Raw genomic sequence first — 18,260 nt, 5'->3', positions numbered from 1 at the left:
AATCGAATAGCCAATCTTAACTTTTGTTTGTTTCAACTTCACCGTGCTAACACTAATCTACCAAGGTCTACACAGCAACATTAATACTTTAATAGTCTAGTTCATGTTTTTGTTGTTTCCTTCTCTAACCTAGTTGATGTTTATGTTTTAGGGGATGGGAAAATCTCTTTCTCATTCCCTTTTATTCTATCCTTTAGATACACGGTTAATAAACGAAAATCCTATGAAAGCTTTTTGAAATTCACTTAACACCTAGTAACTTCTACTTATTGTCACCAAACCAATGAATCCCACCCCAGGAAAAATTAACGATTCGCTCAGTAACTCCAATTCTGAAGATGCTTCTCAGCAGCAGAAACAAAAGAAAAAAAAGTCTTCTACACAATTACCCCAACCTGGAACTACTCAAGGGAGTTGTGCTTTTGATAGTGCAATGATTACCTTAGTACCAATCACCGATGCTGCTCATGTAGTTCACGGGCCAAGTGGCTGTGCTGCCAGTATTTGGGGAAGTTACAGCAGTCTCTCCTCTGGTTCGATGCTGTACAAAATACGCTTTACCAGCGACATCGATGAGAATGATATCATCTTCGGTGGAGCCAAAAAGCTGTACAAAGGCATTTTAGAATTAGCAAGACGCTACAAACCTGCGGCGGTATTTGTTTACTCCACTTGCATCACAGCCTTGATTGGAGATGATATCGAGGGAGTTTGCAAAGATGCCACCGAGAAAACAGGAATACCTACTATCCCTGTACATTGTCCTGGATTCATTGGGAACCAAAATTTGGGCAACCGTGTCGCTGGTGAAGCAATGCTAGAACACGTTATTGGAACAGCTGAACCAGAGACTAGTACACCTGATGACATCAACCTAATTGGTGAACATAACATCGCAGGTGCAATATGGAATGTTCTACCGTTATTGGAGAAATTAGGTATCAGAGTTTTGGCAAAAATTACAGGTGATGCTGTCTACAAAGAAGTTTGCTATGCTCATCGTGCCCAACTTAACGTCATACTCTCCTCCAAAGCACTCATTAACGTGGCAAAAGGGATGGAAAAAAAATATGGCATTCCCTATATTGAAGAGTCTATTTATGGTATAGAGTCAATCAATCAATGTTTAAGGAATATTGCGGCAAAGTTAGGTAATTCTGATTTGCAGGAACGTACAGAAAAGTTAATTTTAGAAGAAACTGCTGCAATAGATGAAAAACTCGCTCTGTATATTACCCGATTGCAAGGTAAGCGCATTATCCTTTCTATTGGAAGTTTCAAGAGTTGGTTGATTATCTTTGCTGCTAAAAAATTGGGGATGGAAGTTATTGCTATTCTTACTAAGAATCATACTGAGGAGGATCAAATTAGAGTCAAAAGTTTGTTGGAGCAAGATGGCATAATTCTAGAACAAAATACTCCTGAAGAAATTTTACAGATAATTAACGAAAATCAAGCTGATATGTTAATTGCTGAGAAACGCCATCAAGACACCTCTCTCACTGCTAGGATTCCATTTCTAGACATTAATCAAGAACGCAATCATGCCTATGCAGGCTATATAGGAATCTTAGAGGTAGCACGAGAACTGTATGCCGCTTTTTACAACCCTGTGTGGGAGCAAGTATACCAGCCAGCCCCGTGGTCAGCAGGAAATTCTTCTGAGGAGGATATTTGATGGCGATTATTAGCGTTACGAGTACATCTGTTGCAGTTAATCCCCTGAAGCAAAGCCAAACTGTGGGTGCAGTTTTAGCCTTTTTGGGGTTGAAGGGAATCATGCCTTTATTACACGGTTCTCAAGGCTGTACTGCTTTGACTAAAGCGGTATTAGTACAACATTTCCGTCAGACGATTCCCCTTTCCAGTACAGCGATGACTGAAGTTGCAACCATTTTGGGTGGCGAGGAAAGAGTTGAAGAAGCAATCTTGACTTTAGTGCAGAGATCCAAACCAGAAATTATCGGTCTTTGTAGCACTGGACTTGTGGAAACCAGAGGTGATGATATGGGGCGCTTTGTCAAGGAGATTCGCCACAGTCACCCAGAATTGGATTATCTACCAATTGTGCTTGTCTCTACACCAGATTTCAAAGGTACATTACAGGATGGCTTTGCTGGTGCAGTTGAAAGTATAGTCAGGGAAATTCCTCAAAAAAGCGACAAGCAAAACGCTTATCCCACACAAATCACTATTTTGGCGAGTTCTGCTTTCACACCAGGAGATGTACAGGAAATCAAAGAGATTGTTACCTCTTTTGGACTCGTACCTATTGTTGTACCTGACCTTTCTGGCTCATTAGATGGTCATATAGAAGATTCTTCTAGTGCCATTACAGCTAATGGCACGACTTTGGCACAGTTGCGCTCAATTGGTAGTTCTGTATTCACTTTGGCACTAGGTGATAGTATGCGGGGTGGGGCGCAAATTTTGGAGCAGAGATTCAATATACCTTATGAGGTATTTAGTGAACTGACGGGATTAGCAGCAGTAGATAAATTTCTGCAAGCATTGGCGGATATCAGTGGTGTCAGCGTACCAGAGAAATACCGCCGTCAGCGCCGTCAGTTACAACACGTGATGTTGGAGAATCACTTTTACTTTGGGTGCAAGCGAGTTTCTTTGGCGCTGGAACCAGATTTACTTTGGTCCACAGTTTCTTTTTTGCGATCGCTAGGAGTTCAGATTCACTCAGCAGTGACAACAACACGCTTTCCTCTATTAGAAAAACTTCCGATTCCTAGCGTCACTATCGGCGATTTGGAAGACTTTGAGCAATTGGCGGTTGGGTCTGATTTACTAATTACCAACTCTCATGGAGTAGCGATCGCTCAACGTTTAAAAATTCCTCTCTACCGTCAAGGGATTCCCATTTTTGACCGTTTAGATTATGGTCAGTTCACCAAGGTAGGCTATCGAGGTACTATGCAACTTTTATTTGATATTGGCAATCTCTTTTTAGAGCAGGAAACAAAGGTTAAGCATAAATATTAGTTATCATGTCGATGTTTGCTTCAGTGACAGAGACATTTTAAATAATGATGAAAAGGTTTGTAAAGTGGTGTGTTGAGTTTTCTTCTTGGTGGAATATTCGCCAAAGTAGAAAGTCTCTTTTGTTTGTCGTTATGCTTACCTTGAGTGCGATCGCTACAGTGATGTTGTCGTTCCCATTGAACGCTCAAATTAAGCTGCCGTCAACGCCTGCATCTGAGTTAAGGGGGGTGTGGTTAACAAATATTGATAGTGACGTGTTATTTGAGCGCGATCGTTTGAAGAATGCCTTACAAACTCTTGATGAATTAAACTTTAACACCGTCTATCCTACTGTGTGGAATTGGGGTTATACACTTTATCCCAGCAAAGTTGCAGGTAAAGTTATTGGGCGATCGCTCGATCCCACACCTGGACTGCAAGGGCGAGATATGCTCAAAGAAATTGTCAGTGAGGGACATAAAAAAGGGTTAACCGTGATTCCCTGGTTTGAATTTGGCTTCATGGCTCCTGCTGATTCGCTTTTAGCTAAAAATCGTCCCCAATGGCTTACCAATCGCAGCAACGGTATACAAATTGTCAAAGAAGGCACACATGACAGGGTTTGGCTAAATCCCTTTCGCCCAGATGTGCAACAATTCATTCAAAATCTAATAGTTGAAATCGTCAAAAACTACGATATTGACGGTATTCAATTTGACGACCATTTTGGCTTGCCATCAGAATTAGGCTACGATGCCTACACAGTAGCGTTATACAAAAAAGAACACCGTGGTAAAGCTCCCTCCGTGAACCCTAAAGACCCAGAATGGGTACGTTGGAGAGCTAACAAAATTACCGACTTTATGAAGCGGGTATTTACAGCCATCAAAGCCACTAAAAAAGACTGTCTTGTTTCAGTTTCACCTAATCCTCAACGTCTTTCTTATGAATTCCTTTTAGCAGACTGGCAGAAATGGGAGCGGATGGGACTGATTGAAGAGTTGGTATTGCAGGTATATAGTAAGGACTTGGATTTTTTTATTAGTGAATTAGAGTATCCAGAAGTCAAAGCAGCACGCAGTCATATCCCTGTGAGTATCGGCATTTTAGCTGGTTTGAAAAACAGAGCAATACCCATACAACAGATTCAGACACGAGTGCAAAAAGTACGCGATCGTAATTTTGCCGGAGTCTCTTTCTTTTTCTATGAAACCCTTTGGAATATGAGCAAAGAAAAGCCGCAAGAGCGTCAAACTGGCTTCCAGAATATTTTTCCCACACCAACGGTTTACCCGAATCTGCTAGCAGGTTGGAAACCTTTGAGTTAATTTTCCTCATTAGCTGTCGGTGAACACATCGCTTAATTTAAGTGAAAGTTCACCGACAATCACTTAAGAATCTGTCGTGGTCTTTTAACTAGCTTGCTGTCCAAACCGTCTCTGTAAATCAGCCTCCGCCGCCTCAATTGTCATTGGAACCTGTTTTGGAGATTGGGCACGTCTCCTGTCGATGTAGATATAGAATGCTTCATCGTCGTTGCGATGCTCCAAAATATAAGTTCTTAACTGCTCTAAAGGCATTTGTTGAAAGTTAGGTTTTGTCATAACCAAAGAATTTCTCCAGTTGGTATTATCTCAGCTTCGATTGAATTATTCGCCAAGATATAAACATTTCTGGTGCACTCGTCTAATCTTATAAGGTCTATTCCTTTGTAAACCCTGGTAAGTTGGGCACACACCCGAATTGCGGATATTGCTTGTTTGGGTGTAGGCTCCATAAACACTATCCTATTCCCAAACGCCCAGCCAAGGCGGGAGTTAGGGGTAGAAGCGTGGTAATCATCAAGAATAGAGCCAAAAGCCCCAAAGCGGCTCTAGTATCATCAGGTTCAGTGACTTCATTCAAACTGGGGCGTTCTTGATCCCGTTGCAACAATAAAATCACGATCCCCCAGTACATGGCAATCATATTACCGAGAGATACTACTGCCAGTAAAATTAAAGTTGCGATCGTGGCGCGTCCTGCGGTTTTGCGTCCATAAATCGCCTGAACAATGCGCCCACCATCTAATTGTCCTGCGGGCATTAAGTTCAAAGCGGTGATAACTAACCCCAGCCAACCAATTATCACTAAGGGATGAACACTTACCAGAGATGACTGCAAGGCTGAACCAAGGACAACTCGCGCCAAGCTTCCCACCAAAATCGACCCTTGGAAAAACTGATTGGGCAATTGAAATAAACTACCTGGGTGGGAAAGCAGCAAGCCAGTCACCAGCATTAACAAAGAGACAATACCACCTGCGGCTGGCCCGGCTAAGGCGATATCAAATAATACCTTGCGGTTGGGCAACAGAGACTCAAAGCGGGTAATTGCACCAAAAGAGCCAATTTGCACTGCGGGTAGAAAGAAGGGCCAGCTAAGGCGAATTTGGTGACGCTGGGCAAGTAACCAATGACCGATTTCGTGAGCTACTAAAATCGAAAATATTCCAGCACCTATGGGCAAAGCTTCTTGAAACCGCCCTGGATTACCAAAGAAATCAAAATTCAGCAGTAATCCCGCAGCTTCTAAATTAGTAGCAATGGTTGCTATCAACAGAATACCTGCAAAAGCTTTTTGCGATAACAACATCGGCCGGGGATCGTTGCGGCTGGGTAGGACGATCACCACTGGTTTGCCGTCTGTATTTTCCACTAAAAATAGGCGATATTGATCGCCAAGGCGTTGCCGTAAACTTGCAGTTAGACGGTTGTGAGTTTCTTCTGGTTCTCCCCGCAAATTACCTTTGAAAATAGCTCCATCTTGGTAGGCGATAGTTTCTGTGGCAAAAAATGTATCGATACCAAAAATGCCTTTAATTGCATTCAAGTCATCTTCCGGTATTGGCGGGATCTCCGCTTTCAGTTGTGCGACTGCTAATTGTGAGGAATTTGCTTCCAGAGAGGAAGCAGCAGCGAGTCTTTCGGTTGCACGTTGCTTGAGGATGGTATCTTGCCCAGCTGCGCGCAACTGTCTGCCCAAATAGACGTACAATCCGGCGGATGTCACCACTAAGAACAATATACCCGCTATATTGATGTAAATCCCTGCGGCAAACAATCCAAAAAACAAAAGCCAGGGAGTCATCAACACCACCGACTGTAACCAGGCTAAGATTCCCAGTTTACCAAAAGGTCTGGCGCGATAAAAGCCCCAGCCCAAAATGCCTAAAGCTACCAGTAGGATTGCCGCCAGGATAGAAGTTTCTGATAAAGTGAACATCTCCAAACCTTTGCTATTGAGACTAAGCCAGAACAAGTCCGGTATTGCAGATACACTTATTAATTTATAACGCCGCCTGTCGTCTGCCCAAATTATCTCGCTTTGAGTGGTCGTAGCCAAACCCAGGTATGGTGTAAGTCGAAGTTGTAATCGCTCTATTTACAGGAGATTTCATCTTGTGCAGTAGACAAACTAGGTTTTAAAGATAAGAAACCATTTCCATTTATAAGGTAAATCTTAAGTAGGGGAGGCAGGATGAGCGAAGGACTCCGCCCATCCTGGCATTGTGTTACGGCTTTAACCTGAAAAGAGAGCGATCGCATAACATATCAATCGCTCTCTTGCCAATAATTAATTTGCTCAAACTGTATTTGAGTTAAATGATCTACTAAGTCCAATAAAGAATTTCAGCATTTGGAAAGCGTTTAGTAATCTCACTCTCAAAAAAGCAACGCAACGCCTTCATTGTATCTTTATCGTAAACATACTTCGTCCCACCAAACTTATTACGCTTGACACTGCGTTTTGCCTCATCCATCTCTAATTTTGATTGCGGATACCAAGTTTGTAAAACTTCTTTTGACCCTGGTGTGAACCGATGCGAGATTAGTTCAAAGGTAAGGTTACAATCAAAATCCAGTGCCTCGTTTATCTGGTCAAACAAACTACTATAGTGCATTTGCCAATCGTCTATTGGCATAATTGGCGCGATAACCAAGCCTACTGGATAACCGCCACCGCCACGCTCTTGTGGTAGCGCCAACCGTCACAATACATTCAGTCTGGATGCTACGGATGCTGTGCCACCTTCAAACTTACCAGAAATCGGTGCGGCATTAACGCTCATCCGACAGCGAGTATGCCCATTGTGTGGTAAATCTAGTAATCCATCCACAGCATCAAACTTTGATACCCAACGTAGATGTGCATTGGTACGAGTGCCAAAGTAACGGATACATTCAGCAAGACTTCCAGTTAAATGCTCAATACCCAATGGATCTGTGTAACAGCTAACTTCAAAACTTGTGGTTTTACTCTGTTGCTCGTAGTTAGCTAAATTCTCTAATATCTGCGGTAAGTTGGCAAAAACGCGGATGACAGGTGGCCCAGATAAGCTACCAGCTAAGTAGCAGTATTGACAGTGAGCCGGACAACCTTCGGCAATGTGAAACTGCCAATCGGCAGAAGGTGGAATAGGACTCAGTTTAAAAGAACTGGGTGGTGCAGTAACCACTGCTAAGGTACGCTTGGCAATGTTGTAAGTATCCCGCTCAGACTCACCATGTAGTCCCTTCAGGCGGTTCTGTAATAGTTCTTCTATTGGTAAGTTGAGTAGACTGCACACGTTCAAGAATCTGCTGCCTCCAAACCTCATTTAAGGCAGCAGGTGTAAACAGTACCCGTTCAGGTATCCACAACCTTGGCGATCTTGTTTGTGTATCTGATACTGAAACTTGGTCTGTAATGGTATTCAGCAATATCTTTCTCCGTTATTTAGTTTGCTGATTCCTGCAATTAATTTTCAAGGACTTGCTTAATTCGTCGTTCTAACAAATCAAGATCCAAACTACCTTCATCACGGTTAATTCGACGCACAGTTGAATTAACATTAGCTAAATTAACCAATAAATCTTGAAGAATTTCCTGCTGCTGACGGGCTTGAGTAACCTCGTGTGGTTCCTGTACTAAATCACGCACAATGGTATCTTCAGCGCGAGAGGCGATAATTGGATCGCTTTGCCCTTGAACATGAACAAAGGTTCGTCGCCCTGGGCCTCGCTCCTCTTCTATTGGTGTAACTGCTGTTACTTGGTCAGAACGCACATATTTGCCAAATCCCAAATGGACTAGCTCTGATGAGAGTATTTTCATATAATTGAAGCGTTATTTTTAAGTCTTCCTTATATTATAAAATTTATAAAAGTCACTTAAAGGCATAGACCATACGGGTTATACCCAATTCAAAGTAGTACTCTCCTGTCCTAACTGCTGCTTGATATCTCTATGTCAGTCACACTATTCCAACCAGCTTTTGGGCTTGTTCTGGGATTTCAGCAAGCTCAATAAACTCAAGTTTTAGGTTAGAGTGCTAACTTTGGCTTGTTAAGTACAGCATTTCATTAATTCGTAGCGGATTAAATTTGGCAATACCTTGCAATGCCAATACATCAGGATGCATCGTTAATGCATCCCCCTGCAATGTTAATGCATCGGGATACATTGTTAATGCGTCCCCTTACAATTCCAATGCATTGGAATACATTGTTAATGCGTCCTTTTACAATGCCAACGCATTGGAATACATTGTTAATGCGTCCTTTTACAATGCCAATGCATCCCGATGCATTATTTCTGCAAGTTTAGCTTGATTGCAAATAATACCTTTTTCAAGTTGTAAATTTATTAGTAGCCTCTTTCTTCACTGGCAAGATATTTAATCTTGCTCCGATTCAATATCCTCATCTGCGATCGCAAAATCACTGATATAGTCGCGTACAACACGCTCAAAAAATAGGGGAGCAGGTAAACCTGTCCAATCGCTGTAGTGACCAAAGCCATAACGCAATGATTCTACAAGAGCCGCTAAATCATCAGGATTATCTTCTGGCTGTCTCAAGGTAACAACAATCTCCAGGGGGTTGGGAGTTGGCCAGCGACCCAGAAATGGAGCTTTTGTTGAGAGTTGATATACGTTTAACCCAGCCTTGTTATAAATTGGCTCTTTAGAAGCATCAGTTTTTTTAACAAGGGTCTGGGTTGAGCGATAACAACTTTGCCCGCGTGGATATTGATGTGCTGCTTCACGTGCCACAGATAGATAAGCCATACATCCAGTTTGGTTAGTAGCGCTGAGTCGGAATAATCCAGTCGAACTAGATGCTGAATCTATTTTAAATGTAGGCGGCAATTTGTTGAGTTCTTCTTTAGTTTTGGTATCTTCTAAAGAAGTCTCTATTAAATGTCGGGCTTTTTTCTCAATAATTCCAGGGGCAAGTTCTTGGCGAATACGAATTAGACGAGCGCTTTGCCATTCATTCTGCATATATTGATGCTGCTGGCCAAGGTTAATTTGATTAGTATTTATTTCCTCATCTTTAAGCCAAGACCATAGTTGGACGCAGTTGGAAGAATCAATCATAACCAATGGTTGCATCCCATCTTCCACAGAATTAGAAACAATCTGTTTTACAAAGTCCATGAATCGAGTTTTTGACACATTACGCTTATCAGCCAGTTTGATTGGAGTAAGTTGGGCAATAAAAGCTAGTGCATCAGAAAAGCTAAACCACGGGCTAATTACTAAATTTCCTTTCTCGTAAGCACAGCAAAGCTCACATTTTCCTGTATCTACGTTGAGGCGCATTACCACTGCTAAAAATGTATTCTCAATAACACCACGAACGCGACCCCTTTGTTTACGGACGATTGTGAACCCTAAAATTTCTTTTGGTCTAGCTTCTGGTGGGATATTTTGCAAGTACTTGTCAACTTTTTCTTTTACACCATCAATCCGACCAGAATGAGCTGAGAACAAATCTTTCAGAGCCGACTGCATCCGATGGGAGAAGTCTGCGAGTTTGAGATGCTTTGTTTTACGTGTCTTTGCAATGGGTAGAAGAAATTGCACGCCACTACCAATTTTTGCAAGTGCTTGGCGGGTTGAAGGTTTATTAACTTTATCGTCAGGTTTAACAGTGTTTTTTCCAGTAGGATCTGGGTAAAATTGCCGTGCCATTATCAAGGAGAAAGTTGGCTTATTGGGGTCTTCAATCTGTTTTGCAGTGGATTTCCATGCTTCAATTCGTTGGCGCGATCGCTCCTTATTTTTCAAGTCTTTTCCAGGTAAAATTTCTCGTGGATCGTGAGTATTTGCTGGCAAGCGATTAATAAGAATTTCGAGCGTATTTCCCCACAAAACTTTAGTAATTTTCTGCAATAGCTTTGCTTGTGTCTCTAAATCAGCTTCATAAAATATAAACAGTCTTGGTTGCTCATTAGGATATAGTCGCTGTATCGCTGCTTGGTTTGCCTGAATAATGGTTTGGAGAGCATTTGTTTGATTCAGCGTAAATCCATTAAATTGAAGAGCTTTTCTTCCCCACTCAATCTCTTCTAAACGAATGTCAAAGTGTTTACGTAGCAAGCTATCGATTTGACTGTCGTTGAGTTGATCGAGGTATTTCGCAGTAAGCTCGAAGTCTGAATTGGTTTCGAGAGCTTCCAAAACACCACCAAGCAATGTAGGGAGATTAATTATGCGTGATACTTTCTTTGCCTCATCCAGATTATGGCTGGATTTTACAAGAGAGTATTTATCGAATACTTTTATTCCCAATGGGTTAAGAATTTTAGCGATCGCTTCCAAAGCATCTAATTTATCAATCTCTGGTACACCTGTCTCAATACCGTATCCTTCTGAAGTATTTTCGTCTTCTTCTGAATTATCTTGAAGTCCATTACGGTAAGTTAGAACTACCTCACAGCTATCAGTAGAGGCTTTGCCCAAAGCGATTTGTTGCCCATCAAAAGATTCCAGAGGCAGTTTCAATTCTCTCCGCAGGATTTCAAAATCTGTATCTGTCACCCAACACCAATTCTTCTTCTCTTGCTTGTTATTTTTATCTTGCTCGCATTTTACTCGATAGCTAAAGGCGCGATCGTGATAGTCTTGATAAAATATGAAACCGCTAATATTCCTACGGTCATATTTAGGAGCTTTTAATTGAGTGAACCAGCGACGTTTGGAAACCTCAACTTTCACCAAAGGTTGAGGCAAAGATGGATAAGTCACAACTTCCAAGCTCACCACAAAACTGAATTTTCCTTTTGTGTCAGGTAAGGTTATCGGATCGGTCATCAATTCTACAATCCCAGAATTACTGGAAATAATACGTTTTATCGGCCCTAAATCTGGAAAAATCTCCTGTCCAGCAATTTGACGAGCTACGTAATCTACTATCGCACGATAGGCATATTTATCTGTTGGATCTTTTGGCTGAGTTGTACCTGTCTGTTTAGACCAATTCCAAGGGAATACTTGAGATTTAAATGGAGAAATTTTCAGAAGTTCTCCTCTTTCCTGCAAATCTTGCAAGCGGTCAATAATATTCGTTGATATGTCTTCTTTTTTTGTAAAAGGTCTGAGATGATTTGTAAACCAGTCGTTAATAATTGGGCGAAGCATTTGATTGATATTTTCTTCATTACCACCATTTAGGTAAACAAAAGGTTCTGGATCGCTTCCCCTTTTAGCATTATTCAATGCAAACTTCGTAAGACTTACGTCTGGTTCAATTCGCGCTGCATCTTTTAGTACTACTTCTAGAAATCCTCGAAATGAGGCATAGGGGAGATTTTTGACATTAGTTTCTTTTTGAATGTCTGCAAAATCTAACATAGCTGCCCTTGTCCAAGCAAGAGTAAAACCCTCTACTATGATTGGGCGCAGATTATCCGGTACAGTGAAGGCTTGGGTAAATCTCTTGACGAGCTTGATTTGCCCTTGCTGAATATAAAAGGTATCTGAAACTAAATTACCATCAATTTCTTCGTCTTCCTCTTCTTCAGAGTAATCTTCTTCAAGTTCAATTTCATCAGAAAAATTGTCGCTCATGTTTACATCTCTAATAGTGTTGAAAAATCATTGAAACCGTCTTCTTCATCTGTAAAATCTTGGCAATTAGCTAATTCATCAGGGTATTTTACTCCTTCAATACGTCGTAAAGGTGCTAGAAATGCGTCATAAAGTTCTTGATAAATTTCCCGAATTACAGGATCGGGATGGTTGACACATTCTTCTAAAATGATTCGCATCTGCACCAGCATACTATCTCGCCCAGAATCGGGTTTATCTTCTGCTGAATTTTTAGCCCAAGCTGCATCCACAAAGTAAACGGATACTGGGCATCCATTCCGCATCCCGCGCCCAATTGTTTGCAAAATCGCAACCATTTGATTAGCTGTAAACGATTTGAACAGTTCAGGGCCTAAACGGCTAGCCATTAAGGGTTCACGTAACAATCTATTGGCAGTTTTCCAAAGGTCTTTTCTAGATTGCTGCCAAGAAGTTGCGATCGCATTTAAATCTTCTGTTTCACTAAAAACTCGACTATCAAATTCTTGTGTTGCCCGTCCTGCCAAGCTGTACAAAAGCTGCATATCATTCTTTGTCGGATGAGGACGAGTCAGGAAGTAAATCGAGCCGATTGCCGCATCTAGTTTTCTGTCCCCTTTAGTAAAAACGATGTTCACACCTCGACCAATTGCCAACATGGGAAAAATTAAAATATCACAGTTTTCATCGTCTCCTAATGCCTCACACTGAGCAGAGGTAATAAAATCCGTCGGTTGTTCTCCATCTCTGAGGGATTTAACAATTGCCTTTGTATGCCGCCCAACTTCAGGATGATAATCATTGATATACTTTTTGATTGTGCGAGCCTGATCGTAACTATTGACAACTAAAGCAGCTTTACGGCGAATACCAAACTTGACATCAAAATTACGCATGGACTTGTAAATTTCAGATTTAGTAATTCCTCCACGCACAAGGGCATTCACCATCCGCTTAAGATTATGGTTTTGAAGTTCGCCAGCACCGCTATATTTGAGGGGTTCATCACTACGTTCACTATCTGGAAACCATTTGAAACGATAAACGCTCTGTTCTGGTTTATGTTCTGACTGACGCGGTTTTAGTAAATAATGCGGACCAACGTTAATGTGGTAGGCGGGACTAGCTTCTAAAAATGAAGTTGCTGAAGTAATTAAAACGGCTGGGCTTTGATGTCCATCATCTGCGTCTAACAACCGATGGAAGCGATGCATTAACATTCGAGGCGCACCAACAAATGTAATGTAAGACAATTGCACATTTTTGGTGGCAGTACGTGTTGTTTGTGCTTGGAAAAAACTGTATTCCACTCCAGAAAATGAACCTAAAATGCTTTCTGGAATAAATTTTCGGAGTTCTGGTGATGCAGTTGACTCCCCAATAGTTTCACGAATGAATCCCTCTGCAACCATTGTTCTAGTTCCTGGTACAATTCGCTGGTAGCCCACAATTACGAAAGTAACAGTTATAAGTAATTTAGCTAAATCTTCTGCTTCTATTGTTGGTGAATGATCTGGAAAACAGAGCTTGAGAAATAATTCAGCAATTTCTTCAACGATCGCATCACGTCGCTTAATAAGATTTTCAGCCAGGTAACGGCGGAAATGACTAATGAGAGTTTTCCATTGCTTTTCAAGGGTTTCACGGTTATAGCCTAAAATCCGCGGCCACAAATCTGCTTTAAAGTCTTGAGGGTTCTCAACACCTGTGCGATCGTAGAAGGCGTTATATGCTGCCGCTTCCCAAAATTCAGTTAGCGCCCGACTTTTACTAAAGCCTAGCTCGACTTCTTGTTCATCAAGACCATCCTGCTGAGAAGATTTTTTTAAACTATTCAATAGTTCGCTAACAATCCGTAATACAGTCAATAATTGATTTTCATAGCGTTCTCCCACCCGCGACTTAGACATATTCTGAAGGGTGGTAATTAAGGAAGTATTATGGTTGCCAAATTCTGACAAATCACGACTGTAGAGTTCTACATCCCGATCAAATAATCGATAGTTCTCACCACGAGCAAACCGATTATGGATTTGTTCTAGAATTACCCGATGAATGGATCGCTCTGAGCCGGAAATACTTAAGGTTGCTGCCCCATAACCATCTAACACTGATTGCACCATGTCGCCTTCGTCGAAAACAACTACGTCGAAGGTACGGGCAATTAATTCAAAATATCGTACTTGTTCCTGAATCGCATGAGGTGATATTTGAGTATCGAGCGATCGCACATGACCAACCCAAATATTAGCATCCAACAAATCTCGCGGTGCTTTGTTTCGACCGCACATTGTCCATAAGGGACACAGACATTTTTTCTTCTTTCCCTGTTTCCCCCCGCCTTGCAATATCTCGTTGCAAGGTGCGAAACCAAAGCCCCACCTAGACATATCCTCGGTTGAAAAAGCTGGTAGAACGCAGTTCATCCCAAAAACTTCCGCCTGTTCTAAGGTGTGGGCAAAACCACCATTACTTCCTGTGGCGATCGCTTCAGCAATATTGTCTGCATGACGACGGCGAGTCTCATCACTTTGTCCGACAAGCATTCCCACCTTAACTTGATGAAATGCCAACTCAGCCATGTACTGTCTAGCAACTTCAATGGAGGGAAACACAAACATTGCTTTATAGTCATGTAGTCCCAGCCAGATCGCGATTAACACGAGAATGGTTGTTTTACCTGACCCTGGTAAACCAATTAAGTGCTTGATATCTTCTAATTCCAGGACATCATCTTCTTTCCGCAGACCTTTTCCAGCCTCTGATACCATGAGGTCAAAGCGTTCAAAACGATCTGCCCAATTACCAGGTCGTCGCTCAGGATCTTGCTTTTCCCGCTCGTCCATTTCAATAGCCAGATCGCGCAGTTCACTTAAGGGAATGCGAATTTTTCCTTTTGGTTGGCGATTTAGGGAATGTGCGCGACGCGCAGCAATCGGGGCGGTGATAGGAGCGATCGGTAACTGCACTGCTGTTGACTCTTCACCCAACGCAACCACCATCTGCTGACGAGGATCGGCAAGTGTAAAACCATAGGATTCATAAGATAAAGGGGTACTCAAAATTTGACGCGCTTGGGTAATTTGAGAATCTTCTAAAGGATCTGTTCTTTGGAAGTACAGTGTTTCGGTATCAATTTCATACGTCCCTTTAGTGTGGTTACAATAATGATGATTGTTATAAAGAGCAATTGCGTGTTTAACTGATTGGTTTGTAACAAAACTCAGGGACATCTGCCGCATATTGAAAATAGCTTGACGGGCTTGCTCTAATACAGGTGCATTTAAAATGCTGGACATGCCTGACATAATTACTGGTGCATACTCCAGTGAATTAGTATCAAGAAATTCCTCCATTAAGATGCAAAGCCAGCAAATTCGGTCTATACCTTTCCAAAAATCAGGCTTGGTTCGCATAAGGCATCTTCTTTAAAAAATCAATTACAGAGGAAACTGACATAATTTCTAAACTGGCAGGATCGCCCTTTTTATCTAGTGTTGAGATCAGGATAGAAATGTAGCTTGGGTTATCCTCTATTAAGCGATCGCTCACAGCAAGAATGCGGCGGCGATAGTGAATCAGTCCGCCAATACTACGATTGAGACGCAAAGCTAGAGTCACCGGACTTGTGTAAGATTTGGCATCAATTCCAATTGCCCGTTCGTTAATTGCCACATCGCATAAATCAGATTCCGGGTAAAGTTCAGCATTGAGCTTATTTTGTCGGGCTGTATCAAAAATGGCTAATTCGTCAATTGCTGGGCCTGTCCAGTAGGTAAGAATTCGCGGCTCGGCAATTCGTAAAATATCATTGGGATCTAGTTTTTCAGATACTTTTGGTGAGTTGTGGCCAATGCACTGGCGAATTGGACAGCGCCCTTGTGAAAAAAGTTTTTTGTTGGGATGCGATCGCATCAGTGTGCCACAGTGGGCACAGCGATGTGCTAGTCCATCAACTAGCCAGATATCTGGCACTAAGTCGAAGAATTTCTCAATGAGCATTCCCTGTAAAGGGGTCAAGTCATTTTCAACCAAGTAGTCTAATAGTTGCCGTTCTCCTATTAAAGAGTACCTGCCAAACAACTCTCGTAGTGCCGTGTAAGCTTTATGTTGGCGACGACCGCCAAGCCTTTGAGTCGCGTCACACAACTGAGTATATAGACGATGTTCAATTACATTGTCTTCACCAAAAGCTCCGCTCAGGTTGGCAATCTCTGCACAGTCTGAAGTAGGTACTCGTAAATCTGGATCGATTAAGGTAACGCTAGAAAAGCGAAAGTCTGATTGGTTAAAAACCCCTAACTGCCAATGATCGCAACCAAGAGAGTATCGAGCGTTATCCAAAACAGTATGCACGCAAGCAGCGCGATCGCTTAATCCTTCTTCAATATATAGACGACCCAATTTGCACATTGCTTGATAGAGTTCTGGTGGCAGCGTACTATCCTCTTGGCGGATAATTTCTCGACCTGGAAGAACCCGGTCATATTGGCGAAGAATTCCCTGAGCAAGTAACACCACAGCATCTTCAGCCAGATCCCTCGCTGCGCGCTGTCCTGTAGGCAGAGGCAAAGAAGTTGCTGAAATTGTAGGTAGCCAAGTAGGATCATGACCTTGAGCCTCTGCAATAATTTGCTTCTCTAAAACATCTTCACCAAAGGAAGGTAAAACTTGAGCGATCGCCGCAATTGTCCAACCCTTCTTTAATAGTAAAATTGTTGCCAATCCCTCCAAAATCTGCCGAAATCCAAATTCTTGTCCTTTGGGTTGTGATAAAAGTTGTTTCGCTCTCCACGACCGAATGGTACGAAGGGCAGGTGATTCTATAGACAGTTCAAGGTGTTTAATCTGGCGTTTTAGCTCCTTTGTCAGAGCCTCCGCAGTTCCCTGCCACTCACGCACGTCCTCAAAGTACATGGCTATGTATAATACAAATTACATTTTAATTTGTTTACATTAAATGATGTAAACAGAAATGTCAACTTTTTATTTACACTGCAAAATTACGCTGTACAGCGATTTTACTTACAACAAACTTTGGTTTTCTACGTATTTCCTAGATAACCTCAAGTTTTGAAATAGGCGATACCTACGGTGAGCTACGCTAACGCACTTCATACAGCGATCGCAGTTTGAGAATATCTTGCCATTCAAGCTCGGTGAATGGTTGGGTAACTAGTTCTATGCCAAAGTACTGTTTTGCCGTTTCTGTCAATGTATCCACAATCTTTGCAATCCAGCCATCCTCTTGGTGTATGTTGCAAAGTGAGGTATTCCACGGAGCCGATTGTTCAAAGATTTCCTGAAATAAACCTTTGTCTGTAGACAAAATCATCGAGCCGTGTTGAAGAATAGTATTTCTTCCCTTGCGTTGGGCACTACCAATAAATTTACTTCCATCGGCTGTAACCAAGTCAGCCGCTGTTGCTGTGTTGAAACAACTGGGATTATGAATGTAACCCCGTCCCGCAGAACCATAACTTAACTCAATACCCAACTTTTGCCAGCCTTGGATTAAAAAGTTACAAATTTTTTCATAAGTACCCCAGCTTTTTCCAGTACTAGCTGAGGTAATCAGGGCGTAGGTTAAGTTTCCTTGGTGGAGAACAGCTCTACCTCCCGTTGGCCGACGAACTAGATCGAGTGGCTGTCCCTGGTAAATCAGATTATGCCACTCGGTAGGCCATTGTTTTTGCAGATGTCCCAAGGAGAGAGCATAGGGGCACCAGGTATAAAAACGCAAGGTAGGCGGGTGTTGTCCGTTTTCGCATTGGTTGAACAACCAAGCATCGATCGCCATTTGCACTGCTCCTGATGTCTGAAGCATTGGGACGAAACGCCAGGTGGATGGTGATTCGGTTGCTAGTTGTTTCATCTGTTTCGGACTCTGGAAAGATATTGATAGCCTAATACCAGTATTTAATAATACTTTTGTTTCAGATTATTAGGAAAAATCTGTTCATGAATTTCATCAAAATGATCTCTCAGTCCGCGATCCGTTCCGCGATCGCTCTGTTACTGGCTATGACTTTGTTTGTTACCAACCTTTTTTGGCCAGCCGCAAGTGAAGCGATCGCTCAGGCGCTACCCGTACAGACTAACCACGCACAAAGCAATCAGTCTTGGCTAACTGGCATTCTGCAACTAGCCTTGGCAAACATTCCTAGCAACCTGAAATATCCCTCTTCTGTCACTTTCCGGGAGGTAAATCTCTAGAAGCTTTATCAGTAAATCTATACAAGCTATCCTATTATAAAAACTTGGTTATAGCGCTTCTCGTTTGCGTGAGGTACACCCGTAGGGGCACGGCACTACCCATTGGTGTCAACTTAAGCAAAAAGGATGCAGAAGATGTAATCTAAGAACATCTTGATTGATGTTCTTAGATTACATCATGAGTAAAAAACGT

13 protein-coding genes and 1 pseudogene are annotated in these 18,260 nt (G+C 42.1%); 4 read left to right on the top strand and 10 right to left on the bottom strand.

The window, feature by feature from the left end; translation table 11 throughout:
• The first annotated feature begins 283 nt into the window (after positions 1–283).
• From nifE to V7K60_RS06865, 3 genes are read left to right on the top strand one after another with little or no spacing between them, the layout of a single operon-like run.
• Positions 284–1,678 carry a nitrogenase iron-molybdenum cofactor biosynthesis protein NifE gene (nifE, locus tag V7K60_RS06875; RefSeq protein WP_334924053.1) on the top strand — a complete coding sequence of 465 codons (1,395 nt, stop codon included), beginning with the start codon at positions 284–286 and terminating at the stop codon, positions 1,676–1,678.
• Positions 1,678–2,994 (top strand): nitrogenase iron-molybdenum cofactor biosynthesis protein NifN, encoded by a 1,317-nt coding sequence (gene nifN, locus V7K60_RS06870; RefSeq protein WP_334924051.1) that lies wholly within the window; start codon positions 1,678–1,680, stop codon positions 2,992–2,994. Before nifE ends, nifN begins: the two co-directional genes overlap by 1 nt.
• 47 nt (positions 2,995–3,041) lie before the next feature.
• Positions 3,042–4,301, top strand: a complete 1,260-nt coding sequence (locus V7K60_RS06865; protein ID WP_334924148.1) for a glycoside hydrolase family 10 protein — start codon at positions 3,042–3,044, stop codon at positions 4,299–4,301.
• An 84-nt stretch (positions 4,302–4,385) separates the two neighbouring features.
• Here the strand turns inward: V7K60_RS06865 and V7K60_RS06860 are convergent, their stop codons facing one another.
• The 10 genes and pseudogenes from V7K60_RS06860 to V7K60_RS06820 form a co-directional block, all read right to left on the bottom strand.
• Positions 4,386–4,577, bottom strand: a complete 192-nt coding sequence (locus V7K60_RS06860; RefSeq protein ID WP_334924049.1) for a DUF6887 family protein — start codon at positions 4,575–4,577, stop codon at positions 4,386–4,388.
• Positions 4,574–4,750, bottom strand: coding sequence for a DUF6888 family protein (locus V7K60_RS35135; RefSeq protein WP_442944347.1), 177 nt, complete (start codon positions 4,748–4,750; stop codon positions 4,574–4,576). The genes V7K60_RS06860 and V7K60_RS35135 overlap by 4 nt, the downstream gene beginning before the upstream one ends.
• Positions 4,751–4,755: 5 nt before the next feature.
• Entirely contained in the window at positions 4,756–6,237 is a 1,482-nt protein-coding gene (locus tag V7K60_RS06855) for a site-2 protease family protein (RefSeq protein ID WP_334924048.1), read from the bottom strand.
• Between the two features lie 388 nt (positions 6,238–6,625).
• A pseudogene (locus V7K60_RS06850) lies at positions 6,626–7,582 on the bottom strand (spore photoproduct lyase family protein).
• Positions 7,583–7,752: 170 nt separating this feature from the next.
• Positions 7,753–8,109 (bottom strand): hypothetical protein, encoded by a 357-nt coding sequence (locus V7K60_RS06845; RefSeq protein WP_334924046.1) that lies wholly within the window; start codon positions 8,107–8,109, stop codon positions 7,753–7,755.
• A 217-nt stretch (positions 8,110–8,326) separates the two neighbouring features.
• Complete coding sequence (locus tag V7K60_RS06840) at positions 8,327–8,458, bottom strand: hypothetical protein (protein WP_334924044.1); 132 nt, start codon at positions 8,456–8,458, stop codon at positions 8,327–8,329.
• A gap of 213 nt (positions 8,459–8,671) precedes the next feature.
• Complete coding sequence (locus tag V7K60_RS06835) at positions 8,672–11,851, bottom strand: RNaseH domain-containing protein (RefSeq protein WP_334924043.1); 3,180 nt, start codon at positions 11,849–11,851, stop codon at positions 8,672–8,674.
• 2 nt (positions 11,852–11,853) lie between these two features.
• Entirely contained in the window at positions 11,854–15,267 is a 3,414-nt protein-coding gene (locus tag V7K60_RS06830) for a hypothetical protein (RefSeq protein ID WP_334924041.1), read from the bottom strand.
• The gene (locus V7K60_RS06825) at positions 15,251–16,768 is read right to left on the bottom strand and encodes a restriction endonuclease-related protein (RefSeq protein WP_334924039.1); all 1,518 of its coding nucleotides are present in this window, start codon (positions 16,766–16,768) and stop codon (positions 15,251–15,253) included. The genes V7K60_RS06830 and V7K60_RS06825 overlap by 17 nt, the downstream gene beginning before the upstream one ends.
• A gap of 187 nt (positions 16,769–16,955) precedes the next feature.
• Positions 16,956–17,726, bottom strand: coding sequence for a lipoate--protein ligase family protein (locus V7K60_RS06820; RefSeq protein ID WP_334924037.1), 771 nt, complete (start codon positions 17,724–17,726; stop codon positions 16,956–16,958).
• An 86-nt stretch (positions 17,727–17,812) separates the two neighbouring features.
• Between V7K60_RS06820 and V7K60_RS06815 the strand changes: the two genes are divergently transcribed.
• Positions 17,813–18,067, top strand: coding sequence for a hypothetical protein (locus tag V7K60_RS06815; RefSeq protein WP_334924036.1), 255 nt, complete (start codon positions 17,813–17,815; stop codon positions 18,065–18,067).
• The last annotated feature ends 193 nt before the right edge of the window (positions 18,068–18,260 follow it).

It is taken from the genome of Nostoc sp. (genome assembly GCF_036917555.1).
Classification (GTDB): domain Bacteria; phylum Cyanobacteriota; class Cyanobacteriia; order Cyanobacteriales; family Nostocaceae; genus Nostoc.
This window is presented reverse-complemented; position numbering and strand designations above follow the sequence as displayed.

Coding starts and splice junctions, on each gene's coding strand:
- nifE (WP_334924053.1), top strand. CDS start 284: ATGAATCCCACCCCAGGAAAAATTAACGATTCGCTCAGTAACTCCAAT.
- nifN (WP_334924051.1), top strand. CDS start 1,678: ATGGCGATTATTAGCGTTACGAGTACATCTGTTGCAGTTAATCCCCTG.
- V7K60_RS06865 (WP_334924148.1), top strand. CDS start 3,042: ATGAAAAGGTTTGTAAAGTGGTGTGTTGAGTTTTCTTCTTGGTGGAAT.
- V7K60_RS06860 (WP_334924049.1), bottom strand. CDS start 4,577: ATGACAAAACCTAACTTTCAACAAATGCCTTTAGAGCAGTTAAGAACT.
- V7K60_RS35135 (WP_442944347.1), bottom strand. CDS start 4,750: ATGGAGCCTACACCCAAACAAGCAATATCCGCAATTCGGGTGTGTGCC.
- V7K60_RS06855 (WP_334924048.1), bottom strand. CDS start 6,237: ATGTTCACTTTATCAGAAACTTCTATCCTGGCGGCAATCCTACTGGTA.
- V7K60_RS06845 (WP_334924046.1), bottom strand. CDS start 8,109: ATGAAAATACTCTCATCAGAGCTAGTCCATTTGGGATTTGGCAAATAT.
- V7K60_RS06840 (WP_334924044.1), bottom strand. CDS start 8,458: ATGTATCCCGATGCATTAACATTGCAGGGGGATGCATTAACGATGCAT.
- V7K60_RS06835 (WP_334924043.1), bottom strand. CDS start 11,851: ATGAGCGACAATTTTTCTGATGAAATTGAACTTGAAGAAGATTACTCT.
- V7K60_RS06830 (WP_334924041.1), bottom strand. CDS start 15,267: ATGCGAACCAAGCCTGATTTTTGGAAAGGTATAGACCGAATTTGCTGG.
- V7K60_RS06825 (WP_334924039.1), bottom strand. CDS start 16,768: ATGTACTTTGAGGACGTGCGTGAGTGGCAGGGAACTGCGGAGGCTCTG.
- V7K60_RS06820 (WP_334924037.1), bottom strand. CDS start 17,726: ATGAAACAACTAGCAACCGAATCACCATCCACCTGGCGTTTCGTCCCA.
- V7K60_RS06815 (WP_334924036.1), top strand. CDS start 17,813: ATGAATTTCATCAAAATGATCTCTCAGTCCGCGATCCGTTCCGCGATC.